The organism is Brevundimonas subvibrioides (assembly GCF_027271155.1).
Lineage (GTDB): Bacteria > Pseudomonadota > Alphaproteobacteria > Caulobacterales > Caulobacteraceae > Brevundimonas > Brevundimonas subvibrioides_D.
This window is the reverse complement of record NZ_CP114542.1, coordinates 2,211,181-2,233,504: the sequence shown is the minus strand read 5'-3', so window position 1 is coordinate 2,233,504 and position 22,324 is coordinate 2,211,181. Positions and strand designations below refer to the sequence as shown.

General features: G+C 66.9%; 24 protein-coding genes, 2 tRNA genes and 1 pseudogene. 20 read left to right on the top strand and 7 right to left on the bottom strand.

What is annotated here, in order from left to right:
• The first annotated feature begins 23 nt into the window (after positions 1 to 23).
• The 13 genes and pseudogenes from O3139_RS11235 (at position 24) to O3139_RS11180 (ending at position 10,289) form a co-directional block, all read left to right on the top strand.
• Complete coding sequence (locus O3139_RS11235) at positions 24 to 1,469, top strand: SDR family oxidoreductase (RefSeq protein ID WP_269514161.1); 1,446 nt, start codon at positions 24 to 26, stop codon at positions 1,467 to 1,469.
• Between the two features lie 51 nt (positions 1,470 to 1,520).
• Positions 1,521 to 2,045 (top strand): annotated as a pseudogene (locus O3139_RS14735) (HAD-IB family phosphatase); the annotation flags it as partial.
• A gap of 108 nt (positions 2,046 to 2,153) precedes the next feature.
• The gene (gene serA / locus O3139_RS11230) at positions 2,154 to 3,410 is read left to right on the top strand and encodes a phosphoglycerate dehydrogenase (RefSeq protein WP_420022355.1); all 1,257 of its coding nucleotides are present in this window, start codon (positions 2,154 to 2,156) and stop codon (positions 3,408 to 3,410) included.
• An 88-nt stretch (positions 3,411 to 3,498) separates the two neighbouring features.
• Positions 3,499 to 5,325 carry an autotransporter domain-containing protein gene (locus O3139_RS11225; protein WP_269514159.1) on the top strand — a complete coding sequence of 609 codons (1,827 nt, stop codon included), beginning with the start codon at positions 3,499 to 3,501 and terminating at the stop codon, positions 5,323 to 5,325.
• 148 nt (positions 5,326 to 5,473) lie between these two features.
• The gene (infA, locus tag O3139_RS11220) at positions 5,474 to 5,695 is read left to right on the top strand and encodes a translation initiation factor IF-1 (protein WP_013269122.1); all 222 of its coding nucleotides are present in this window, start codon (positions 5,474 to 5,476) and stop codon (positions 5,693 to 5,695) included.
• A 7-nt stretch (positions 5,696 to 5,702) separates the two neighbouring features.
• Entirely contained in the window at positions 5,703 to 6,281 is a 579-nt protein-coding gene (locus O3139_RS11215) for a Maf family protein (RefSeq protein ID WP_269514158.1), read from the top strand.
• Positions 6,278 to 7,306, top strand: coding sequence for an RNA-binding protein (locus tag O3139_RS11210; RefSeq protein WP_269514157.1), 1,029 nt, complete (start codon positions 6,278 to 6,280; stop codon positions 7,304 to 7,306). The genes O3139_RS11215 and O3139_RS11210 overlap by 4 nt, the downstream gene beginning before the upstream one ends.
• Positions 7,307 to 7,311: 5 nt before the next feature.
• Entirely contained in the window at positions 7,312 to 7,479 is a 168-nt protein-coding gene (locus O3139_RS11205; RefSeq protein ID WP_209323072.1) for a DNA gyrase inhibitor YacG, read from the top strand.
• A gap of 61 nt (positions 7,480 to 7,540) precedes the next feature.
• Positions 7,541 to 7,616: transfer RNA gene (locus O3139_RS11200), tRNA-Phe, on the top strand.
• A gap of 406 nt (positions 7,617 to 8,022) precedes the next feature.
• Positions 8,023 to 8,895, top strand: a complete 873-nt coding sequence (locus O3139_RS11195; protein WP_269514156.1) for a MotA/TolQ/ExbB proton channel family protein — start codon at positions 8,023 to 8,025, stop codon at positions 8,893 to 8,895.
• A gap of 5 nt (positions 8,896 to 8,900) precedes the next feature.
• Complete coding sequence (locus O3139_RS11190) at positions 8,901 to 9,338, top strand: biopolymer transporter ExbD (RefSeq protein ID WP_269514155.1); 438 nt, start codon at positions 8,901 to 8,903, stop codon at positions 9,336 to 9,338.
• Between the two features lie 14 nt (positions 9,339 to 9,352).
• Positions 9,353 to 10,060 carry an energy transducer TonB gene (locus tag O3139_RS11185; RefSeq protein WP_269514154.1) on the top strand — a complete coding sequence of 236 codons (708 nt, stop codon included), beginning with the start codon at positions 9,353 to 9,355 and terminating at the stop codon, positions 10,058 to 10,060.
• A gap of 152 nt (positions 10,061 to 10,212) precedes the next feature.
• Positions 10,213 to 10,289, top strand: a tRNA-His gene (locus O3139_RS11180).
• Here the strand turns inward: O3139_RS11180 and O3139_RS11175 are convergent.
• From O3139_RS11175 to O3139_RS11150, 6 genes are all read right to left on the bottom strand, one after another.
• Positions 10,268 to 11,203, bottom strand: a complete 936-nt coding sequence (locus O3139_RS11175; protein WP_269514153.1) for a toxic anion resistance protein — start codon at positions 11,201 to 11,203, stop codon at positions 10,268 to 10,270. The two genes, O3139_RS11180 and O3139_RS11175, sit on opposite strands and share 22 nt — an antisense overlap.
• A gap of 48 nt (positions 11,204 to 11,251) precedes the next feature.
• Complete coding sequence (locus O3139_RS11170; protein WP_269514152.1) at positions 11,252 to 11,911, bottom strand: 3-oxoacid CoA-transferase subunit B; 660 nt, start codon at positions 11,909 to 11,911, stop codon at positions 11,252 to 11,254.
• Positions 11,911 to 12,321, bottom strand: a complete 411-nt coding sequence (locus O3139_RS11165; protein WP_269514151.1) for a carboxymuconolactone decarboxylase family protein — start codon at positions 12,319 to 12,321, stop codon at positions 11,911 to 11,913. Before O3139_RS11165 ends, O3139_RS11170 begins: the two co-directional genes overlap by 1 nt.
• Positions 12,314 to 13,018, bottom strand: a complete 705-nt coding sequence (locus O3139_RS11160) for a CoA transferase subunit A (RefSeq protein ID WP_269514150.1) — start codon at positions 13,016 to 13,018, stop codon at positions 12,314 to 12,316. Before O3139_RS11160 ends, O3139_RS11165 begins: the two co-directional genes overlap by 8 nt.
• A gap of 87 nt (positions 13,019 to 13,105) precedes the next feature.
• Positions 13,106 to 13,978 (bottom strand): DUF1365 domain-containing protein, encoded by an 873-nt coding sequence (locus O3139_RS11155; protein WP_269514149.1) that lies wholly within the window; start codon positions 13,976 to 13,978, stop codon positions 13,106 to 13,108.
• A gap of 53 nt (positions 13,979 to 14,031) precedes the next feature.
• Entirely contained in the window at positions 14,032 to 15,393 is a 1,362-nt protein-coding gene (locus O3139_RS11150; RefSeq protein WP_269514148.1) for an NAD(P)/FAD-dependent oxidoreductase, read from the bottom strand.
• Between the two features lie 179 nt (positions 15,394 to 15,572).
• On the opposite strand from O3139_RS11150, the gene O3139_RS11145 reads away from it, so the two are divergent.
• The 7 genes from O3139_RS11145 to O3139_RS11115 all read left to right on the top strand — a co-directional run bounded on the left by O3139_RS11145 (position 15,573) and on the right by O3139_RS11115 (position 21,902).
• Positions 15,573 to 16,607 carry an SAM-dependent methyltransferase gene (locus O3139_RS11145; protein ID WP_269514147.1) on the top strand — a complete coding sequence of 345 codons (1,035 nt, stop codon included), beginning with the start codon at positions 15,573 to 15,575 and terminating at the stop codon, positions 16,605 to 16,607.
• A gap of 12 nt (positions 16,608 to 16,619) precedes the next feature.
• The gene (locus O3139_RS11140) at positions 16,620 to 17,030 is read left to right on the top strand and encodes a DUF2177 family protein (protein ID WP_269514146.1); all 411 of its coding nucleotides are present in this window, start codon (positions 16,620 to 16,622) and stop codon (positions 17,028 to 17,030) included.
• A gap of 91 nt (positions 17,031 to 17,121) precedes the next feature.
• Positions 17,122 to 18,186, top strand: a complete 1,065-nt coding sequence (locus O3139_RS11135; protein WP_269514145.1) for a peptidase — start codon at positions 17,122 to 17,124, stop codon at positions 18,184 to 18,186.
• Positions 18,187 to 18,279: 93 nt separating this feature from the next.
• Positions 18,280 to 19,164, top strand: coding sequence for a DUF459 domain-containing protein (locus O3139_RS11130; protein ID WP_269514144.1), 885 nt, complete (start codon positions 18,280 to 18,282; stop codon positions 19,162 to 19,164).
• Between the two features lie 32 nt (positions 19,165 to 19,196).
• Positions 19,197 to 19,964, top strand: a complete 768-nt coding sequence (locus O3139_RS11125; RefSeq protein ID WP_269514143.1) for a GDSL-type esterase/lipase family protein — start codon at positions 19,197 to 19,199, stop codon at positions 19,962 to 19,964.
• Between the two features lies 1 nt (position 19,965).
• Positions 19,966 to 21,366, top strand: a complete 1,401-nt coding sequence (locus O3139_RS11120; RefSeq protein WP_269514142.1) for an MBOAT family O-acyltransferase — start codon at positions 19,966 to 19,968, stop codon at positions 21,364 to 21,366.
• Positions 21,367 to 21,380: 14 nt separating this feature from the next.
• Positions 21,381 to 21,902, top strand: a complete 522-nt coding sequence (locus O3139_RS11115; protein ID WP_269514141.1) for a hypothetical protein — start codon at positions 21,381 to 21,383, stop codon at positions 21,900 to 21,902.
• A gap of 18 nt (positions 21,903 to 21,920) precedes the next feature.
• On the opposite strand, the gene O3139_RS11110 is transcribed toward O3139_RS11115, so the two are convergent.
• A complete protein-coding gene (locus O3139_RS11110) occupies positions 21,921 to 22,202 on the bottom strand; it encodes a hypothetical protein (protein WP_269514140.1) in 282 nt (93 codons plus the stop codon).
• Positions 22,203 to 22,324 lie beyond the last annotated feature (122 nt).

The following is a 22,324-nucleotide window of genomic DNA, read 5'->3' as shown; positions in this document are numbered from 1 at the left end:
CCAGACGCCGCTGAAAGCCGATCATGCCGACCAGACCGACCCTGAAACGCCTGGACCAGCAGGCCATCGTTATCACGGGCGCGACGTCCGGGATCGGACTGTCGACGGCCCGCCGCGCGGCCGCCGCGGGTGCCTGCGTCTTCCTGATCGCGCGGGGCGAGCAGGACCTGAAGGCGCTGGTCGAGGAACTGCAGCGAGAGGGCGCGCGGGTTGCCTATGCCGTCGCCGATGTGGCCGATCACGACGATCTGGCCCTTGCGGCCGACAAGTGCCGGCGGCTGTTCGGTGGTTTCGATACCTGGGTCAACAACGCCGGGGTGTCGAGCCATGGCCCCATTCGCGAGACGACGCTGGAGGATCAGCACCGGGTGTTCGAGACGAACTACTGGGGCGTGGTGAACGGGTCCCTGGTCGCCGCCGAACATCTGAGAACCCAACCGGGTGGCGGGACCATCATCAATGTCGGCTCGGTTCTGGGCGATGCGCCGATGCCGGTACAGGGCGTCTATTCGGCGTCGAAGCACGCGGTGAAGGGGTTCACCAACGCCTTCCGCATGGAACTGATGCGCGAGGGCGCGCCGGTGGCGGTCAGCCTGGTCAAGCCGTCGGCGGTGGACACGCCGTACAGCCGCCATGCCCGGAACCTGACGGGCCGGATGATGCGGAACCCGCAGCCGGTCTATGCCACCCACGTGGTGGCCGACACCATCCTGTGGTGTGCCAGCCATCCGATTCGCGAGATCACGGTGGGCGGGGGCGGCCGCCTGATCGCGTCTTTCTATTCCCTGCTGCCCGGCCTGGCGGAACCACTCTTCGCGCGGTTCGCTCCTGTTGCGATGCGGGACAGGGGTTCCGCCGACCAGCCGTACGACGACGGGCTTTACGAGCCCTCCGACGACGGCTTCGACGAAGAGGTTCATTATCCCATGGTTCGACAGTTCAGCGCTCTGGCCGAGGCCCGCAAGCACCCCGGCATCACGGCGGGTTCGCTCGCCATCGTCGCGACGGCGGCCCTGGTCACCTATCTGCTGACCCGGCGGACAGGCCCCGTGCGCGATGAGGCGCTGCTTGCCCGGATGGATCCGCGCGGCTGGCTGGATGCCGAGGCGCTGCGTCACCGGTTCGAGGACATCTCGCGCGGCCTGACAGAGCGTGCGGGCGAGTTCGGCGAGACCGTCAGTGATCTGGGCGACGACGCGCGCCATAAAGCCAGGAAGGCGCTCAAGCGCGGTCAGCGCGCCATGTCGGAAAAGCAGCGCCGCAAATATGTGCGTGAAGCGCGGCGCTATGCGGAACAGACGGGTCGCTCGGCCCGTCGTTATGCCGACGACGCGGGACGTTACGCGAAGGATCACGCCGCCGAGGGCGGGGCGCTACTGGCCGTCGCCACCATCGCCGCCGCCATCGGTGCCGCCGCGCTGGAAAGCCAGCGCCCTGACAGCCGGGTGCGTCGCATCACCGGCCTCTGATCGACCCACGAAAGTCGTTGCTGCAATAGCGAAGGTCGGCGAAAGAGTGCCATGGCCACTCCGACGCTGATCTTCGACTTCGACTCGACCCTGGTGCGTATCGAAACGCTGGAAGCCCTGGCGGACATCGCGCTGGCGGGCGTCGAGGGGGCCGATTCGATCCGTAAGGAAATCGCGGCGATCACCGACAGGGCCATGTCCGGCGAGCTCGACTTCGGGGCCGCGCTGAAGGCGCGTCTGGCGATGCTGCCGCTGACGCGCGACCACGTCCGGGCCTTGGCCGATCGCATTCTGGACGAGGGGACGCCCTCGGTGCGGCGCAATCTGCGCTTCTTCAACGAGCACGCGGACCACATCTACATCCTGTCCGGCGGCTTCCGCGAAATCATCGCCCCTATTGCCGAACGGCTCGGCATCGCGTCCGAGCGCGTGCTTTGCAACGACTTCCTCTATGATGCCGAGGGCCGGGTGACGGGGGTCGACGAGGCCAATCCCCTCGCGCGCGAGAACGGCAAGCCCGTCGTGATCCGGCAACTGCGTCTGGCCGGTCCGGTCGTCATGGTCGGGGACGGGTGGAACGATGCCGAGGTGAAGCTGGCCGGTGCCGCCGACCGCTTCTACGCCTTCACCGAGATCGCACGACGCGACAGGGTCGTCGCGGTCGCGGACGGCGAGGCGACCTCGATGGACGAACTGCTCCATGCCGAGGGTCTGGCCGGGCGCTGGTCATACCCTCGCAACCGCATACGGATGCTGTTGCTGGAAAACATCCACCCCGCCGCGGTCGAGCGTCTGGAAGAGGCGGGCTATTCGGTCGAGACCCGTAAGGGGGCGCTCGACGAGGACGACCTGATCGCGGCGATCAAGGGGGTCCACGTCCTGGGGATCCGGTCCAAGACCAATGTCACCGAGCGGGTGCTGGCCGAGGCCGACCGGTTGATGGCGATCGCGGCCTTCTGCATCGGCACCAACCAGATCGATCTCGACGCGGCGGCAGCGCAGGGCGTCGCCGTGTTCAACGCGCCCTATTCCAACACGCGAAGCGTGGTCGAACTGGCCATCGGTCTGACCATCGCCCTGATGCGCGACGTGGCCGACAAATCATCCGCCATGCACAGGGGCGAATGGAACAAGTCCGCCGACGGCTCGCGCGAACTGCGCGGCAAGACGCTGGGTATCGTCGGCTATGGCGCCATCGGATCGCAGTTGTCGGTTCTGGCCGAGGCGCTGGGCATGCGCGTCATTTTCCATGACCTGTCGGAACGTCTGGCGCTGGGCAATGCCCGGCGGATGCGAAATCTCGACGCCCTGCTGGCCGAGTCCGATGTCGTGTCCCTGCATGTCGACGGGCGCAAGGAAAACACTCATCTGATCGGGGCCGCCCAGTTTCAGGCGATGCGGCCAGGCACCCTGTTCCTGAACCTGTCGCGGGGTCATGTCGTCGACATCGGGGCCCTGTCGCAGGCCATTGGATCGGGGAGGGTCGGTGGCGCGGCGCTGGACGTGTTTCCCGAGGAACCCCGCACCAACGCTGACCCGTTCGACAGTCCCCTGCGGGGCTTGAGGAACGTCATCCTGACGCCTCACATCGGCGGTTCCACCGAGGAGGCCCAGGAAGCCATTGCCGAGTTCGCGGCCGAGCGCCTGCTGGGCTATCTCAACCGCGGCGACACGACCTTCTGCGTCAACCTGCCGAACGTACAGCTGGCCGACGTTTCGGGCGGGCATCGCATCCTGCACATTCACCGGAACCAGCCCGGGGTGATGGCCGAGCTGAACCGCGAGCTTTCGGCGGCCGGACTGAACATCCTGGGCCAGCACCTGAAAACCGACGAACGGACCGGCTATGTCATCACCGATGTCGATCGCGACTATGATCCGCAGGCCCTCCGTGTGCTTAAAAGTGTTGCCGGAACGCTTCGTTTCCGTCTGCTCCACTGAAAGCTGACCCCACGGCATCTTGCGTCCGCGCGAAAGCACATCAGACTACAGGTCAACGGTCGCGATCAGCCGGCCGATGGAGGATTATATGTCAGGACTTCTTCGCGGTGCGGCCTTGGCTGCGCTGACCCTCGCCGCATCCGTCGGCATGGCCGGAACGGCCTCGGCACAGTCGTACAACCGGCTGGTCGTGTTCGGTGACAGCCTGAGCGACAACGGCAACCTTTATCGCGCGTCGGGCAACACCCAGCCGACCTCGCCACCGTATTTCCAGGGCCGGTTCTCGAACGGCCCTGTGTTCACCGAACTGCTCGGCTTCACCGCCGGCGTCTCGGCCGCAGGCGCGCCTGTGACGGGCAGCATCAACTACGCCTACGGCGGCTCGCGCACCGACAACAGCCTGCTTTTCCCGCCCGGTATGCGTCAGCAACTGACGACCTATACGACGGCCGGTGGCGTATTCGGACCGCGTGATCTGGTCAGCGTTCTCGGTGGCGCCAACAACATCTTCCAGGCCTTTCCGGGCGCGGCCACCAATCCCCTGACGGCGCAGACGGTCATGACCGGCGTCGCCAACTCGGCCGCTTCGGACATCAACTTCATCGTCAACTCCGTCGCAGGCGCGGGTGCCGGCACCATCCTGGTCACCAACCTGCCTCGCCTCGGCCTGACGCCGCAGTTCGCGGTTTCGTCCGTCGGCGCGTCCGGCTCGGCCCTGGCCGACTATTCGGGCAGCACCTTCAACTCGGCGCTCGCGGCCGGCCTGATGGCAACCGCTGCGGCGCGCCCGAACACCAACATCATCCTGTTCGACATCGCCAAGGTCAGCGACACGCTCGCCGCCGATCCCGGGCGATTCGGCCTGAGCAACGTCACGGCACCCTGCCTGAACGGCGTGACGGTCTGCGCCACGCCCGACACCTATCTGTACTGGGACACCGTTCACCCGACGGCGGCCGGTCACCGGCTGTTCGCGGCCCTGGCCAATGACTACCTTTACTATGGCGACCTGGGCTCCAGCAGCACCCTGCAGGGCGAGACGGCCTTCCGGCATCATGAGGACACCCTGGCCACGGCGACCGAAAGCCTGTCGGGCCGTGGCCCGTGGACCGCGGGGACCAGCATTTCGTTCACCGGCGGCTACGACAGGACCAAGACCGACGCCCGCACCAACGTAGCGGAAGCGACCGCCGACGGCGCGGTCGTGCGCGGCGCTCTGGAAGCCGGCACCGAGACGATGCGGTTCGGCCTGGCCGGCACCTATCGCGAGGGCAATGTCGAATCGGGTCGCAATCGCTTTGACCTGCAGTCGATCGGACTGGACGTCTATGCCGGCTACCGGTCGGGCGATCTGTTCGTGAACGCCGCCGCCGGCGTGGCCAGCGACGACTACAACGACATCAAGCGCATCTCGTCCCTGGCACCGATCGTCATGATGGGCGAGACGCGCGGCCAGAGCACCGGCGCGCGCGTGCAGGGTGGCCTGTGGCTGGACCTGGGCGGCATCGCCGTCTCCCCCCGCGCGGCCGTCAGCTATGTGACGGCCAATGTGGACGGCTACACCGAGCAGGGTGTCGCGGCCTCCTATCGTTATAGCGACCGCTCGGTTCACGCCGTGACGGCCGAGGCTTCGGTTCGCGCCGAGGGCGAGGTGGGTGGCTTCGGCGTCTATGTCGAGGGCGGCTATCGCGACAACGTCGATGACAGCACCAACAACGTGCGTGTCGGCATCGCGGGCAACCCGGCGCAGACGCTGGCGCGTCGCTACGATGATCCCTTCGGCGGTCAGATCCTGGCCTCGGCCGGCGTGTCGGGCGACCTGGGTCCGGTCAAGGTTGAGCTGTCCTATCGCGGTCGCTTCGGCGATCACGCGGACAGCAACATGGGCGGGATCACCTTCACCCTGCCGCTGTAACGAACGAAGCCTTCCCTCCTCGCCGACGATCGGCGGGGAGGGGAACTCGACTAACCGAACGTTTTGGTGCATTAGCGCCCACCTGTTACGGCTCGCGCTTTCGCCCGGCGCGAGCCTTTCTTCGTATTCACCGGGCGCGAGAGGCCGCATGGCTAAGGAAGAACTGCTCGAGTTTCCCGGCGTGGTCAGCGAACTGCTGCCCAACGCCACGTTCCGCGTGCTGCTCGAGGGGAACGACCACGAGATCATCGCCCATACAGCCGGCAAGATGCGCAAGAACCGCATCCGGGTGCTGGCCGGCGACAAGGTGCTGGTCGAAATGACGCCCTATGACCTGACCAAGGGCCGCATCACCTACCGCTTCAAGTAAGGCGTTCGTGCGCGCCCGCCCCGAACTGGTTCTGGCCTCGGCCAGTCCGCGCCGCATCGAACTTCTGGCGCTGATCGGGATCACGCCCGATCGAATCGACCCGGCGGACATCGACGAGACGCCGCTGAAGGATGAAACGCCGGCGCGTCTTGCGGTGCGCCTGGCACGCTCCAAGGCCGAGGTTGTCGCCACACGGGCACCGGACGCCGTCGTCCTGGCCGCCGATACCGTTGTCGCCGTGGGCCGCCGCCTGCTCGGCAAGCCCGAAGGCCCCGATGAGGCCGGGCGGTTCCTGCAACGTCTCTCCGGCCGCAACCATCGCGTCTTCACCGGGGTCGCCGTGGCCGCCGGGGACCGGATCCTGCATCGCTGCGTCGATACGCGCGTCGCCTTCAAGCGCCTGTCGCAGGCCGAGATCGACGCCTATGTCGATGCTGGAGACTGGCGCGGCAAGGCCGGAGGCTATGGCATCCAGGGGCCCGCCGCAGCCTTCGTCCTGAAGATCATCGGCAGTCATCCGGCGGTGATGGGGCTGCCCCTGCCGGAAACGGTGAATCTGCTGGCCGGGGCCGGCTGGCGTCGATGACCGACGTCGAGGTGTTTCTGGACGACACGCCGGGGGAGGTCCGTGGCATCGTCGCGCGGAATGGCCGTTACGAACACCTGATCGTGCATCGCGAGACGGATGCTGCCGCACACCGGCTGGGGGCCGTGTCCGTCGGGCGGATCGCAAGGATCGATACCGCCTTTCGCGCCGCCTTCGTCGATCTGGGCGGCGCGGGCCCGATGGGGTTTCTGCCGCTCTCGAAGACCGTTCGCCTGACGGAGAGCCAGGCGGTCGAGGTCGAGGTCGCCGCCGAACCCCGGGAGGCCAAGGGGCCCGCACTACGCCTGCGCGGGGCAGGGGAGGGGCCACCGCGACTTCTTGCCCCGGGCCCTACAGTGATCGAGGCCCTCGGTGCCCTGGCACCCGGTATCACGCCCGTGACCGGTGTCGAGGCGATCCGGGCCAGTCTGGAAGCTGAAGAAGAGGCCCTGGGCACCGTGCATGCCTTCCCCGCCTTCGCCCTCGATCTGGCCGTTCAGCGGACGCGGGCCCTGATCGCCGTCGATATCGACTATGCCCACCTGCCGGGGCGTGACGCGCGCAGGGGCCGCGAGCGCGCCAATGGGGAGGGTCTGATCCAGGCCGCCCGGCTGATCGGCCTGAAGGGGTGGGCCGGGCTGGTCGCCGTCGACCTGGTCGGCACGGCGTTCGATCCCGGCGCGATATCCGGGATGGCCCGGTCCGCTTTCGGCGGTGAAGCGACGATCGGCCCGGTCAGTCGTTTCGGCCTGCTGCAATTGTCGCTGACCTGGCGGCGACGTCCGATCGACGATGCGCTGCTGGACGCGAACGGTCGCCCATCGCTCGCCAGCCGCGCCGTCGATCTGACCCGCCGGCTCCGCCTGGCGCTACTACTGGACACAGCCAGCCCGCGACTCCGGATTCGATGCTCATCCGTTGAAGCCGAGGCCGCCGGGCCGCTGGTGGCGCGGCTGGGTCCACGGGCCTCGCTGGTCGTCGATCCAGCAGCGGTGCGCGGAAACACGGCGGTGGAACAAGGATGAACGCCATGCCCCTCTGTCCGATCTGCCGCAAAAACCAGACGGTCGCCGCCTACAGACCATTCTGTTCCAGGCGGTGCGCCGATCTTGACCTGCAGCGCTGGCTGGTCGGGGCCTACGTCCTGCCGGACACGGACGAGGGCCTGCCCGACGCCGATCCCGAAAACGACGATTGATCCCGGCTGGACACCCCGTTTCGCCTCGCCTATAGACCCCGCTCCGCATTTCGATGCGTGCGCCTGGGTAGCTCAGTTGGTAGAGCAGCGGATTGAAAATCCGCGTGTCGGTGGTTCGAATCCGCCCCCAGGCACCACCTTCCCCCCGCCATCCGTCAGGTCCGTTATCCCGGATTACGGGGTGTTTTATCTAACGATGAAATGCAGCAGTGGCGTGACATTGCAGGCATTTGGGGCAAGCGCTCGCCCGAGGGGTGAAAAGCACCTCTGAACCCTTGACGCTCCGGTATCGCTTCGCCAAAGGAGCTTGACCGCTTTCTTTGCGTGAGCGGCCGAACGATCGCCGGATTCTTGTCTGACGGTCGTCCGACCAACCCGCCGATGGGGCCTTTCGGCAACCGGACGCGACAGAAGGCGTTTCGACGTCAAGGCCATTCCGGCCGACGGCGGGACAAAACCGATTTCATCAAGGGCCCCAGCGTGCTGACGCGTTGTGGTTCCAGGGTTCCACGAGTCAGACCAAAAAGCAGGAACTGGCGACACATGCAAAAGACCAACATTCTTCTCGCTCTGGCCGGCGCTGCCGTGCTGATGGCGGGCTCGCCGGCACTGGCCCAGGCCCCGACGACCGCTCCGGACGCCGCCGCCTCCGCCGCGACCACAGCCGCCCCGGCGGCCGCTCCTGCCGCAGACCCCGCAGCTCCTGCCGCAGAGGCTGGCGGACACGGTGGCGGCATCACCCCGGTCTCCATGTTCATGGAAGCGACCCCGGTCGTTAAGGTCGTCATGATCGGCCTGCTGCTGGCCTCGGTCTTCTCCTGGACCCTGCTCATCATCAAGCTGCTCGAGTACGGTGGCCTGAACCGCAAGACCGACCGTTTCCTGGAAGAGTTCCGGGGCGCTCGCACCATCGCCGACATGCGCCGCGTGGCCACCTCGGACGAATATGACGGCAATCCGCTGGCCGATATGGCTGCCGCCGCCACCGAAGAAGTCGAACTGTCCCGTCAGGCCGGCCTGTCGGTCACCGGCGATCATCGCGACTCGGCCCTGTTCCGTGCCCAATCGGCCGTTGCCGCCGTTCAGGCCGGTCTGGCCTCGCGTCTCTCCGGCGGACAGCAGTTCCTCGCCTCGGTCGGATCGACCGGCCCGTTCGTGGGTCTGTTCGGTACGGTTTATGGCATCATGAACTCGTTCATCGGCATCGTGGAATCCAACACCACCAACCTGGCCTCGGTTGCCCCCGGTATCGCCGAAGCTCTGCTGGCCACCGGCATCGGCCTGTTCGCCGCTATCCCGGCGGTGGTGTTCTACAACTACTTCAACACCCGCATCTCGGCCTACGGCACGCGTTCGGACGGCTTCGCCGCTGAACTGCTGAACGGCATTTCCCGCCAGCTCGACAAGGGAGCTTAATCGAGATGGCCGCCAAACTCGGAGGTTCTGGCGGCGGTAAGTATCACGTCGAACAAACAGCTGATATCAACGTCACGCCATTCGTTGATATCATGCTGGTTCTGCTGATCATCTTCATGGTGGCGTCTTCGGTCGCTACCGTGTCGATTGAGGTGAAACTTCCCGTTGCCCTCGCGCCGCCCGCTGAAAACCCGCCCAAGCCTGTGTTCATTTCGATCCAGACCGACGGGCGCGTCTTCATCGGCGACCATGAGACCAGCTTCGACACCCTGGGAGGCGAGCTCACCGAGCAGATCGGTCGGCGCGATCCGACCAAGGAACGCATCTATATCCGTGCGGACCAGCAGACGCGTTACGGTGACTTCATGCAGACGATGAACGCGCTCCAGGACGCGGGCTTCTACAGCGTCGCCCTGGTCGGCGAAGACCAAGCGCCGCAGTAGGAACGGGAAATCACATGACAGATACACCCGTTGAATATCACCGCAGCCGGTATGACGCGCCGCGCACGAAACAGTCGCCCGTCGTCTGGATCGTCGCCCTCGGCGTGGTTACCATCCTCTTCGGCGTCCTGATCTTCTGGGTGCAGAAGACCAAGTTCGAACTGAAGAAGCTGGAGTTCAAGGACGACGCGGTTCAGGTGGAGATCGTCGAACCGATCCCGCCGCCCCCGCCGCCTCCGCCGCCGCCACCTCCGCCGGACACCCCGCCGCCGCCCAAGCTGCAGGTCCGTCCGCCGGTGATCAACACCACGGCTCCGCCGCCGCCGATCACCCTGCCGATCGAGCCGACGAAGAAGGAAGACCGCGTCGAGTATCGGGGTCCCCCGGTGATCGTCCCCGGTCCGCCGCCTCCGCCCGCTCCGCCGGCTCCGGTTCGTCCGCCGGTGATCACGAACCCTGTGTGGTCACGGCAGGCGATCCCGGACTATCCCGAACGGGCGCTGGAGCGGGGCATTTCTGGGTCGGTTCAGCTAAGCTGCACCGTCAATCCGAATGGCAGTGTCAGCAACTGTAGCGTCGTTTCTGAAACGCCTGCGGGTGCTGGCTTCGGAAGGGCCGCTTTGGCTTCGACGAGGAGTGCCCGGCTTTCACCCAGATCTGTTGATGGCGTTGCCGTTGGCGGCAGGGTGACCTGGAACGTCCGCTTCAACGCGCCAGACTAGGGCAGGCGACGTTTTCAAATCGACAGACCGCCTCGGGGGCCACCCCGAGGCGTTTTGTTTTGGGCGCTGCTGTGGATAGGGAATGCGGTCTTGATCGGCTCCGTCAGGCCCGCTAGAGAACGCCCCTCGCGTCGCCCCACGGGGCCGTCTGCGCCGCCTTAGCTCAGTTGGTTAGAGCGCCGGTTTGTGGAACCGGAGGTCCTCAGTTCAAGCCTGAGAGGCGGTACCATCTTCGGCCTTCGGGCCGGGCTTTAGGCTGCGGGCCTTGATCTCTGCTCGTCGCTCCATGGCGGTGCCGATCTCGGCCAGGGCGGCCGAGATGCGCAGGGCGAGGCTGTCCCGCGCCGCCACCAGCCGGTCCGCCGCCGGTCTCACCTTGCGGGGTTTCCTGCCCGACAGGCCCAGGACGTCCGCCCCGTCCGCGCGCCAGGCCTCGACCTGATCGTGCAGCGCCGTCAGCACGGCCGGCACGCCATGAACGGCGTTCTGGGCCGCACGCAGGTCCGCCAACCGCGCAATGGCGGGCGGCCTCAACGCGGTCAGGTCCTCGACGCGGATGGCGAGGCGGTGCGGCGCGGCCGGGTCTGGAGCCGGTTCCGCGAGCGGTCCGGGCTCGCTCGCTTCGGGCGCAGGCAGCCCCGGGTCCGCCCGGTCATCCAGCCAGGCGCGGGCGGCGGCGATGTGGGCATCCAGTTCGACGATGGCGTCGCGCGCTTCGTCCCACAGGATGTTCAGCGCTTCCGAGCGGTCGGCAATGCGGCTGGCATGACGGTGGATGTCATCCGCCATCCGGGTCGCGGCCGACGCAGCCGAACCATAGGCTACCCGGAACGCCTTCAGTCGCCTTGCCCGACTGTCGAACAGGCCCGCAAGCCCCTTGCGAGGTTCCAGGGCGGCGACGTCCAGGGCTTCGACATCGGCCTTCAGCCGCGTCAGGACGGCCTGGCATTCCGCGAGTGTCCCGGCGACGGCGTCGTCGTCCTGCTGCTGATGGATGGCCGTCAGGGCGTCGTGCGGGGCCTGGGCGAAGGTTGCGTTGGCGTCAGGGTCGTCCAGGATGGTGAAGCGGATCGCCGCGACCCGCTCGGCGTCCGGCACAGGCGCACCACCGCCCGGCAAACCGGCAGACCTCGATCGACCCATAGACCCCTCCATCCCCCGGACCTCTGGCGGGTCCGATATCCGGCTTCACTATGGCGCAGAGTTCAGGGTTTGCGAAACCGTGTAGCTGGCCTCGGTCCTGGCCGCGACCTCGTCCAGGGTGACGCCGTCGGCCAGTTCGATCAGTTCCAGCCCCGAGCCGTCCGGCTTGACGTCGAAGACGGCCAGGTCGGTGATGATGCGGCTGACCACGCCGGTTCCGGTCAGGGGCAGGGTGCAGGCCTTCAGCACCTTGGACTGGCCGTGCTTGTTGGCGTGCTCCATCACCACGACCACGCGCTTGACGCCCGCGACCAGATCCATCGCCCCGCCCATACCCTTCACCAGCTTGCCGGGGATCATCCAGTTGGCGATGTCGCCGTTCTCGGCCACCTCCATGGCCCCCAGGATCGACAGGTTGATATGCCCGCCCCGGATCATGGCGAAGCTGTCGGCGGAGCTGAAATAGGCGCTCTCGGGGATTTCGGTGATGGTCTGCTTGCCGGCATTGATAAGGTCGGCATCGACCTCGTTGTCATAGGGGAAGGGCCCCATCCCCAGCATGCCGTTCTCGGACTGCAGGGTGACCTCCATGCCCTCGGGAATATAGTTGGCCACCAAGGTCGGGATGCCAATGCCCAGGTTCACATAGAAGCCGTCCTGCAGTTCCTGGGCGGCGCGTTCGGCGAGCTGTTCGCGGGTGCGGGGCATCAGAGTTCTCCGGTTGCGGGCAGGGGGCTGACGCCCCGGTCGGCGAAGACGCGCCTGGCGATGCGCAGTCCATTGGTGGCGGCGGGGAAGCCGGCGTAGAGGGCGACCTGCATGATCGCCTCGACAATCTCGGCGGGCGTGACGCCGACCGACAGGGCTCCGTTGATGTGGCCCTTCAGTTGATCCACGGGGTGGCCGAGCGCGGTCAGGGCCCCGATGGTGACCAGCTGGCGACCGCGAGGATCCAGGCCGGGACGGCTCATCATCTCGCCATAGCCGAACTGCACCATCATGTCGGCGAAGTCGGGAGCGATCGGGGCCATGCCCTTGCGCAGGGCATCCTCGAGGCCGGGATCGAGCGTCGCCATATAGGCCGCGCCGCGTCGGGCGCGCGGGTCGGTGTCAGGCATTGGCGTGCTGGCGGACGGTGCGCTGCTCGATGCGCTTCTCGAACCTGCCCTGGATGATGCGGTCGACGTAGATGCCTGGCGTGTGGATGTGGTCGGGGTCGAGTGAGCCGGTCGGCACGATCTCCTCGACCTCGACGACGCAGACCTTGCCGGCGGTGGCCATCATCGGATTGAAGTTGCGGGCCGTCTTGCGGAACACCAGGTTGCCGCGCTCATCGGCCTTCCAGGCCTTGACGATCGACAGATCGGCGACGAGGCCGGTCTCCATGACATAGTCCCGGCCGTCGAAGGTCCGGACCTCCTTGCCGTCGGCCACCAGGGTGCCGACGCCGGTGGCGGTGAAGAAGGCCGGGATGCCGGCCCCGCCCGCGCGGATGCGCTCGGCCAGGGTGCCCTGGGGATTGAACTCCAGCTGCAGTTCACCGGCCAGGTATTGGCGTTCGAACTCCTTATTCTCGCCGACGTAGGACGAGATCATCTTTGCGATCTGGCGCGTTTCGAGCAGTTGGCCCAGGCCGAAGCCATCGACGCCCGCGTTGTTGGAGATGACGGTCAGGTCCCTGACGCCGGTGTCGCGCAGGGCGGCGATCAGATTCTCCGGGATGCCGCACAGGCCGAACCCGCCGGACATGACGGTCATGCCGTCGAAGGTCAGACCCTCCAGTGCGGCTCTGGCATCGGCGTAGATCTTGCGCATCGCTCCCCCTTTTTCACCGTCTGATGAATAACGCGGCGTCGGGTCGTCTCTAGATCGGCGACGCCCGATGGGCAAGGGATAGCCGGATCAGCGCGCCTTGCCCACCGTCACCGGATAGGCGGGAGGCTTGCCGCGTTCCCGATAGCGCGCACCCTTGAACAGACCGCGCAAGGCCTCCCAATGGATGCCGAACATCACCTTCCACGTCAGCAGGGGATGGGTGATCCAGGCCTTCAACAGGGCCGCGTCGGTCAGGGGGCGGCGCGTTCCGGCGAAGGACGCGGTCAGGATCGGGGTGTCGTCCCGACGGACGGCGACGACGACCGAAACCGCCTCATCCGGCGCATGGACGGTGAAGTCATAGGTCAAGGCCATGTCCATGAAGGGCGAGACGAAGAAGGTCTTGTCCGTCGTCTGGCGAACCACGCCCGGCCTGGCCTCTGCGGGCACAGCGACGAGATAGGAATGGCGCTCGTTGAAGGTGTTGGTCACCTCATAGAGCAGGGCGGACAGGGTGCCGTCGGGACGATGGCAGAAATAGACCGCCAGCGGGTTGAAGCCGTAGCCGAGGATGCGGGGCATGCAGAGCAGACGGATCGGGCCGCCCGCAATGTCGATGCCGGCAGCAGACAGGTGATGCTCGACCTGGGTGCGCAGGGGCGTGTCGCTGCGATCACCATGGTCTCGGGCGCGCCAGGTCATCAGGCCGAACGCACCGTTCCGGAGCCAGCGCAGGGGGCGGATGGCGTCCTCGGCCGCGTCGAGGTCCAGCAGCAGCATATAGAGGCTGTAGCGCAGGGTGTGCTGGATGCCGGAGACGCGATGGTGGACGACCTCGCCGACGTAGAGGGCGTTCGAAAAATCCTCCCCCGAGTAGCGCAGCGAAACGGGGGAGGGGGACCGCGAAGCGGTGGAGGGGGCGACCCCAGAGACGGTGCGTGCGTCCGCCCCCTCCACCACGCTTCGCGCGGTCCCCCTCCCCCGCTGCGCGGGGGAGGATTGTTGGATGGTCGTCACGCCGCCTCGGAAAGGGCGGCGGGTGCCGCCAGCGCGATGCGACCGCTTTCGTTGGCCACCGACCAGGGCCGACGCACGCCGCCGAGCTGCTCGGCCACGGCCAGACCGGCCTGCAGACCGTCCTCGTGGAAACCCGAGCCGAACCAGGCACCGGCGAACCAGACGCCGCCTTTGCCCTGCAGCGACCAGAGCTCGCCTTGCGCGCGGACGGCGGCGGTGTCGAAGACCGGGTGTTCGTAATCCCACGCATCCAGCACCAGGGCCGGGTCGGGGTCTTTGGCCGGGTTCAGGCTGACGAACAGGGGCGGGCCGGACAGGGACTGGAGCTCGTTCATCCAGTAGGTGACGCCGCCTTCGCCCGCGCGGTCGGAATAGCCCTTGTGCGTCCAGGCGGCCCAGGCCTTGCGGCGTTTCGGCATCAGGGATGTGTCGCGGTGCAGGATGGCGCGGTTGGGGCGATAGCCGATCGCACCCAGGAGGCGGCGCTCGTCCGCCGTCGGCTGGTCCAGCAGGCGCAGGGCCTGATCGGAATGGGTGGCGAGCACGACGTCGTCGAACCGCTCGGTGCGTCCGTCGGCGAACCGGACCGAGGCACCGGGCGCGTCGCGGGACACGCCGACCACCCCCGCGCCCAGCACCGTCTCGCCTGCGAAGTCCGCATGCAGGCGACGGACGTATTCCCGGCTGCCGCCATCCACCGTGCGCCAGGTCGGCTTCAGGTCATAGGTCAGCAGGTTGTGGTTCATATAGAACCGGACGAAGGACGCCGCCGGATAGCCGGTCATCTGGTCCAGGGTCGAGGACCAGATGGCGGCGGCCTGGGGCAGCAGATGGGCGTCGCGGAACAGGCGGCCGTAGCGGTTGCGATCGAGGTACTGGACCAGCGTCTCACCCGACCGCTCCATCTCCGGCAGGTCCCGGGGGGCCTGTTTCTGGAACCTCAGCAGGTCGCCGATCATGCCCCAGAAGCGAGGGCTGGCGTAGTTGCGCTTCTGGGCGAACAGGGCGGCGATGCCGTGGCTGGAATATTCAAAGGCCCCGTCGTCCATGCTGACAGCGAAGGACATGTGGGCGGCCTTGGTCGGCACCGACAGGTGTTCGAAAAGGGCCTTCAGGTTCGGATAGTTGTCCTCGTTGTAGACGATGAAGCCGGTATCGACGGCGACAGGCGACGAGGGGCTGGGGGCCTCCACCGTGTTGGAGTGGCCGCCGATGCGGTCGTCGGCCTCGAACAGGGTGACGTCGTGAGACTTCGACATCAGCCAGGCGCAGGACAGGCCGGAGATGCCGGACCCGACCACAGCGATGCGCTTTCTGGCAACGGGGTGATCGGTCGAGGCGACGAGGTGGGCGCTCATGGGGTCTCCGGACAGCAGGCGGGGTGTTCGGCCCGAAGCTACGGCGCGGGCCCGTGCGTGGATGAGATCATCCGTCGCGCCTGAAGCCGCGTAGCTGGGTGGTCTTCCGCAGCGGAGCCGTTACACCTGATCTCAGGCGTAATGGGCCGCGAGCGCCCACGCAATGTCAGGATCGCCGCATGAACCTCACCAACGTCGCCATTCGCCAGCTGCAGGATGCGCCCTTTCCCGACTTCGTCACCCGCCCGGCGATCGCCAGCCTGGTGACCGAAGCGCGGAAGAAGCTGGACCGCGAAGGGCCGCACGATTCGGCCGCGTTCGCGCGCCAGATGGCGGCACGGGCTATCGCCGAGCACACCGATGCCGCCAACGACCAGCACTACGAACTGCCACCGGAGTTTTTCCGGATCTGCCTGGGCGCGCGGCTGAAATACTCGTGCTGTCTGTACGGCGACGGAGCCGAGACACTGGATCAGGCCGAGGAGAAGGCGCTGGCCGAAAGCTGCGCCCATGCCGAGCTGGTGGACGGGCAGGGCGTGCTGGAACTCGGCTGCGGCTGGGGATCGCTATCGCTGTGGATGGCGGAAAAGTATCCGAACAGCCGGATCACGGCGGTCTCGAACAGCCACGGACAGCGCGGCCATATCGAGGAGCAGGCCCGGCTGCGGGGCTTGGCGAACCTGAACGTCATCACCTGCGACATGAACGATTTTCACGCCCCGGCGGCCGGGACCTATGACCGGATCGTCTCGGTCGAGATGTTCGAGCACATGGCCAACTGGCGCGCCCTGCTGACCCGGGCCAGGGGCTGGCTGAAGCCCGACGGGCGGATGTTCATCCACATCTTCACCCACCGCGACGCACCCTATCGATTCGATCACACCGACAGCGGCGACTTCATCGCCCAGCATTTCTTCACCGGCGGCGTGATGCCGAGCCAGGACCTGATGCGGCAGTTTCCCGACCTGTTCACAGTCGAGCAGCAGTGGACCTGGAACGGGATGAACTATGCCCGCACGGCCGAGGACTGGCTGGCCAGGATGGATGCGAACCCGGACCGCGTTCTGGAGTTGATGCAGCAGACCTATGGCCGCGAGAATGCCAGGCTGTGGGTCCGTCGCTGGCGCCGCTTCTATCTGGCGACGGCGGGCCTGTTCGGAAACGACGGCGGCAACACCTGGGCCGTCACCCACTATCGCCTGAAACCCGCCTGAGGACCTGACTCAATGCTGAAATGGATCGTGGCCTATGTGGCCACCGGCGTGGCGATGGCGGCCGTCGACTACGGCTGGCTGACCACCATGACCGACAGGCTGTACAAGCCGATCATCGGACCGATCATGACGCCCCAGCCGGACATGGTGGCGGCGGTTGCCTTCTATCTGATCTATATCGGCGGCGTGGTCTTCCTGGCGGTCGCCCCGGCGCTGAAGGAGGGGACCTGGACGCGGGCGGCGATCAATGGCGCGGCCCTGGGGTTCGTGGCCTATGCCACCTATGACCTGACCAATCAGGCGACGCTGGCGGTCTGGCAGTGGAAGCTGACGATCATAGACCTGTGCTGGGGCACCTTCCTGACCACGGCGGCGGCGACCCTGGGTTACCTGGCGACCCGCGCGGTGGCTGGCCGCACCTGACGGATTCAGACAGCTTGGCCGGAGGCATTGTCTTGTGCCGGGCAATGATATCTGTTGCACCCGGGGACGAGAAGTCCGGGAGAGACGGGTCATGAAACTTTGGTTGGTACTGGGCGGGGCGGCTGCGATCGGCCTGTCGGGCTGTGCGGTCGATCCATACACCACGGGGACCACCGCACCCTATGGTCAGTATGGCAACAGTGGCTACGGCCAGTCGTATGGCACCGGCGTGGATGCCAGCGCCACGGCGACCTATGGCGAGGTCTATCTGGACTCCGGTTTCGACGAGGATCCCTACCGGGTGTCGGTGACCTCGGGGGGCAGCATCGATGCTTCGGAGATCGCCAGCGGCTGCACCGGCATGGTCGCACGGGCCCCCGATTTCCAGCTGACCTATGACGCCGGCGGCCTGCCTCTGACGTTCGGCGTCAACGGTGAGGTCGATACGACCCTTGTCATCAACGGCCCCGACGGGCGCTGGACCTGCGACGATGATTCGGGTGGCGGGACCGATCCGGAAATCACCTATTCGCGCCCGCAGTCCGGCACCTATGACGTCTGGGTCGGCGCGTTCGGCGGCGACAGCGGTTCGGCCGAACTGTTCGTGACCGAGCTGGGCAGCGATTATGGTCGCAGCAACAACTATGGCGACAACGACAGCTACGACCGTGGAAACGGCCGGCGCGACGACGACCGCCGGAATGATTTCTACGACAACGACAACCGCAACAACGGTCGCAACGCCGACTATGGCAGCACCTATCCCGACAGCTCGGCGACGGCCGCCTATGGCGAGATCGATCTGAGCTCGGGCTTCCGCGGCGATCCCTACACCGTGTCGGTGCTGGCGGGCGGCAGTATCGATGCCTCGACCGTCGATGACAGCTGCGCGGGCCGGATCGCCTCGGCTCCGGATTTCCAGATCACCTACGATGCGGGCAGTCTGCCGCTGACCATCGGGGCGACCTCGAACGGTGACGTGACCCTGGTCGTCAACGGGCCGGATGGCCAGTGGTACTGCGACGACGACTCGGGCGGCAGCAACGATGCCGAGCTGACCTTCCGGCGGCCCCAGTCGGGTGTCTATGACATCTGGGTTGGATCCTACGGCGGCGACAGCCTCCCGGCCGAGCTGTTCTTCACCGAGCTGCGTTAACCTTTTCGCTCGTGCGTGACGCGTGCGCCATGGCGCGGCGCTGGACGGCCCGGCTATAGAAGCCGGGTCGTTTGCGTTTGGGGGCGTATCGGGGTGAAGGCGGGCATCAATGCCGTGACGGCCGCTCTGCTCGTGGGCATCGGCATCGGGCTGGTCCTGACGCCGGACGGCCGTGCCTGGCTGCGCCATCCCACCCTGATGCCGGGTGGAGCCGCCAGTGCCTCCGCAGGGCCGGGACCCGGCGAGCCGGCCGCCCTGCCGGTCGCCGTGCCCGTGCTGCCGACCTTGACCCCGCTGCAGGAGAAGGCCGCGCGCGGACATCTTCGCATCGGGGTGTTCGGCGATTCCATGGGCGACGGGCTGTGGACCGCGCTCTATCGCGATCTGCGATCCCGGCCGGGCGTCAGTGTCACCAAGTTCAGCGAGGTCTCCACGGGCCTCAGCCGCTACGACTATGTCGATATCCAGGCCAAGACGGCGCGCCAGATCGCGGAACAGCCGGTCGATGTCGCCGTGATCCTGTTTGGCACCAACGATGCCCAGGGCATCAGCATGGACGGCGAGATTCATGATTTCGGCACCGAGGGCTGGAAAGTCGCCTATGCCAAACGGGTCGATGACCTGGTGGGGATGCTGCGGGGCCGGGACATCGCGGTCTACTGGGTCGGCCTGCCCCGGATGAAGCGAGCCGGGTTCGACGAGAAGATGACCCTGATCAACCAGGTGGTGTCCGCCCGGATGGCGGCGCTGGGCGTGCCCTTTATCGAGACTGAAAGCCTCACCGAGAACGCGGACGGCGACTACGACGCCTATCTGCCCGAGACGGGCACCGGGCGGCGGCGCCTGATGCGGGCCAACGATGGAATCCACATGTCGATGGCGGGCTATCTGCGGATCGCCGAGCCGGTCGCCGCGCGGTTGAAGCATGACGCGGGCCTGGACGCCGCGGTGCCCCCGGCACCCGCCGCCGGAGCGTGATCCGCGCGGCGCTGATCGCAGGGAGCCTGTCGATGCTCGCCGGGGCAGGTCAGGCGCAGGAACGGCCCTATGTGGCCCTGCCGTCGCCGGTCAGTGCGACCTGTCCGGAAGGACTCTGCCAGCCCGGGGCATTGGCATCTTTCTTTCGCGCCCTGCAACAGCCGGGACGGATCGTGCGCATCGTCCAGTTCGGCGACAGTCACACGGCGGGCGGCGACATCGAGGCCTCGCTGCTGTGGCGGCTGAAAGGGCGGTTCGAAGGGCGTGAGATCATCATGGACGCCCATGGACGGGTCGGCGCGACCCTGAACGCCATGGCCGCGACCGAACCGCTGCCGGGCCCCGACGGGACGCCGGACCTGGTCGTCATCGCCTATGGCACCAACGAGGGGTTCGACGAGCTGCTGGACCCGGCCGCCTATGAGGCCTTGCTGCGGGACAAGATCGACCGGGTCAGGCGCGCGGCACCCGGCGCATCCATCCTCATCCTGGGGGCACCCGAGGCGATGCGCGGGGACGGCGGCGGGACCTGTCCTGGCGACACGGAGCAGCGCTGGAAGGCGCCCGCCATGCTTTCGGTGGTGCGAGACGTGCAGCACAGGGTGGCGGCATCGACGGGCGTCGCGTTCTGGGACTGGAAGGGCCGTATGGGGGGAGACTGTTCGGCCTTCGCCCTGACGCTGGGGGACGCGCCCCTGATGCGTGGCGATCATGTGCATTTCACCCGGGCCGGCGGCGACTGGATCGGTGCCCTGCTGTTCGCCGACCTGATGACGGCGTACGACCGGCGGGGGTTCTGAGGTGCTGTTCCCGACGCTGGCCTTCGGCGTGTTCTTCCTGTTCGTCTATTTCACCGCCTGGTCGCTGGACCGCGAGAATGGACGCAGAAAGCTGTTCCTGCTGCTGGCCAGCTGGTTCTTCTATGCCCAGTGGGACTGGCGCTTCGTCGGCCTGCTGATCGGTTCGGCGGTGCTGAACTGGGGCGTGGCGGTCCTGATCGCGCGCAGGCCGGCCGACCGGCGCGTCTGGCTGGTCGGGCTGGGCGTCGCAGGCAATCTGCTGATCCTGGGCTTCTTCAAGTATTACGGTTTCTTCGTCGAACAGGCGGGCGACTTGCTGACCCGGTTCGGGTGGGAGCGGGATCTGCCGCTGTTGCAGGTGGTGCTGCCGGTCGGGATCTCCTTCTTCACCTTCCAGGGCATCTCCTATGTCGTGGACGTTCATCGCGGAAAGACGCCGCTGGCGAAGTCGCTGCTCGACGTGATGCTGTTGATGAGCTTCTTCCCGCATCTGGTTGCCGGGCCGATCGTGCGGGCGTCGGACCTCTTGCCCCAGTTCGAGCGCGTGCCCCGGCTGACGCGCGAGATGGCGGCGCACGGCTTGCTGCTGATCGTCTGGGGCCTGTTCAAGAAGACGGTGATCGCGTCCGAGCTGTCGGTCCGGCTGGTTGATCCGGTGTTCTTTGACCCGGCTGCCTATGGGACGCTGGACCTGATGGCGGCGGTCTATGGCTATGCGGTCCAGATCTACTGCGACTTCTCGGCCTATTCGGATATGGCGATCGGGATCGCAGCCCTTCTGGGCTATTCCTTCCCGAGGAATTTCGACCAGCCGTACCGGGCCAGTTCCATGCAGGAGTTCTGGCGGCGCTGGCACATCAGCCTGTCCAGCTGGCTGAGGGACTACCTCTATGTGCCCCTGGGGGGCGGCAGGAAGGGGCTGGTGCGATCCTGCCTGAACGTCTTCCTCACCATGCTGCTGGGCGGGCTGTGGCACGGGGCGGCCTGGACCTTCGTCGCATGGGGCGCCCTGCACGGCGGGGTCCAGGTGGTCGAGCGGCTCGGTCGGTCCATCCTTGGGCCGGGCAGGGGGCCGCCCGCCTGGCTGGGCGGGCTCATCACCTTCCACATCGTGTGTCTGGGGTGGATCCTGTTCAGGGCCGAGAGCTTCCCGATGGCGATGGAGGTTGTGTCAGGACTCGGCCGCTGGTCGCCGGCGACAATGGTCACGCCCTTCCTGCTGGTATTGATCGTCGGCGGACTGGCCATGCACTGGCTGCCCCCGCGCGCGGCGGAGGGCGTGGCGGGCTGGCTGAAGCCTGCACCGTCCCTGACCATGGGGCTGCTGCTCGGCGCTGCGATCCTGATGGTCGAGGCCGTGCGTCCGGACGGCGTGGCCCCCTTCATCTATTTCCAGTTCTGAGGGGGGGCAGGCCGATGACCGATCATCCCGACGAGCCCGAGATACCGCTGGGCCCGTTTCCCGTGGCCAATACGGTGTCGCCTTTTCCGCCTTTGGACGGTGAGCGCGCCGAGCCCTATCTGGACAGCGTCGCGGCCGACCCTGACAGCGACTGGATCGAAACCGCCGACGCCCACGATCTGTCGACGGCAGCGCCTGCCGTCGCATCGGCGTTGACGCCGCTGATCGCGCTGGGCCAGTTCGCCTTTCCGCCGGGACTGCCGCCCGACGATGAAGGCGTCGCCGCCCGTGACCGGCGCTGGGCCAGCCGCACGATCGTCATCGCGGGGGCCTTTCTGCTGATCTTCAACGCCGTCTCGATCCAGAATTGGTCGCGCCAGCAGGCGCCGGGATGGGTCACGACGACGGTGCGCCGCCTGGCCGATGTCTGGGTCGAGCAGATCTCGCAACTGGGGGCCGACCAGCCGCGACAAGCGCTGAGAGACGGCTATGAGGCGGGGCGTGACGCCGAGTGGCTGGTGAACGAGCCGCGATAATTGACGGTTGAAACAGCCTCAGGCAGGCGGGGCCTGAACCGGGTCCCGTGGCTGGGGCGGAACGGGATTGGTACCGTCCGGGTTCGGCGTGACGTCAGGCCGGGAGGCATCGGGGACGCCCGCGCCGGGTTCGGGAGGCGAGCCAACACCAGGTTCGATCGCCCCGGTCGCCTCATTCTGACCCTCGGCCATGGTGGCGGCGGTTTCCGGCACATTCGCCGGTGTATCCTCAGCCCTGGTGCAGGCCGAGAGCGACAGCGTCGCCAGCGCGGCGACGACGAGTATGGAAGCGGTCTTCATGGCCTGATCCTGTCCCTGAACATCACGCGGCCTGTGCGCCGCCTGTCCGGACAACCGCCGATCCGTGGATCAGGTTCCAGAGGGGACGATGGTGGGTGATGCAGGGTTCGAACCTGCGACCC

Coding starts and splice junctions, on each gene's coding strand:
- O3139_RS11235 (WP_269514161.1), top strand. CDS start 24: ATGCCGACCAGACCGACCCTGAAACGCCTGGACCAGCAGGCCATCGTT.
- serA (WP_420022355.1), top strand. CDS start 2,154: ATGGACGAACTGCTCCATGCCGAGGGTCTGGCCGGGCGCTGGTCATAC.
- O3139_RS11225 (WP_269514159.1), top strand. CDS start 3,499: ATGTCAGGACTTCTTCGCGGTGCGGCCTTGGCTGCGCTGACCCTCGCC.
- infA (WP_013269122.1), top strand. CDS start 5,474: ATGGCTAAGGAAGAACTGCTCGAGTTTCCCGGCGTGGTCAGCGAACTG.
- O3139_RS11210 (WP_269514157.1), top strand. CDS start 6,278: ATGACCGACGTCGAGGTGTTTCTGGACGACACGCCGGGGGAGGTCCGT.
- O3139_RS11205 (WP_209323072.1), top strand. CDS start 7,312: ATGCCCCTCTGTCCGATCTGCCGCAAAAACCAGACGGTCGCCGCCTAC.
- O3139_RS11195 (WP_269514156.1), top strand. CDS start 8,023: ATGCAAAAGACCAACATTCTTCTCGCTCTGGCCGGCGCTGCCGTGCTG.
- O3139_RS11190 (WP_269514155.1), top strand. CDS start 8,901: ATGGCCGCCAAACTCGGAGGTTCTGGCGGCGGTAAGTATCACGTCGAA.
- O3139_RS11185 (WP_269514154.1), top strand. CDS start 9,353: ATGACAGATACACCCGTTGAATATCACCGCAGCCGGTATGACGCGCCG.
- O3139_RS11175 (WP_269514153.1), bottom strand. CDS start 11,203: ATGGGTCGATCGAGGTCTGCCGGTTTGCCGGGCGGTGGTGCGCCTGTG.
- O3139_RS11170 (WP_269514152.1), bottom strand. CDS start 11,911: ATGCCCCGCACCCGCGAACAGCTCGCCGAACGCGCCGCCCAGGAACTG.
- O3139_RS11165 (WP_269514151.1), bottom strand. CDS start 12,321: ATGCCTGACACCGACCCGCGCGCCCGACGCGGCGCGGCCTATATGGCG.
- O3139_RS11160 (WP_269514150.1), bottom strand. CDS start 13,018: ATGCGCAAGATCTACGCCGATGCCAGAGCCGCACTGGAGGGTCTGACC.
- O3139_RS11150 (WP_269514148.1), bottom strand. CDS start 15,393: ATGAGCGCCCACCTCGTCGCCTCGACCGATCACCCCGTTGCCAGAAAG.
- O3139_RS11145 (WP_269514147.1), top strand. CDS start 15,573: ATGAACCTCACCAACGTCGCCATTCGCCAGCTGCAGGATGCGCCCTTT.
- O3139_RS11140 (WP_269514146.1), top strand. CDS start 16,620: ATGCTGAAATGGATCGTGGCCTATGTGGCCACCGGCGTGGCGATGGCG.
- O3139_RS11135 (WP_269514145.1), top strand. CDS start 17,122: ATGAAACTTTGGTTGGTACTGGGCGGGGCGGCTGCGATCGGCCTGTCG.
- O3139_RS11125 (WP_269514143.1), top strand. CDS start 19,197: ATGCTCGCCGGGGCAGGTCAGGCGCAGGAACGGCCCTATGTGGCCCTG.
- O3139_RS11115 (WP_269514141.1), top strand. CDS start 21,381: ATGACCGATCATCCCGACGAGCCCGAGATACCGCTGGGCCCGTTTCCC.
- O3139_RS11110 (WP_269514140.1), bottom strand. CDS start 22,202: ATGAAGACCGCTTCCATACTCGTCGTCGCCGCGCTGGCGACGCTGTCG.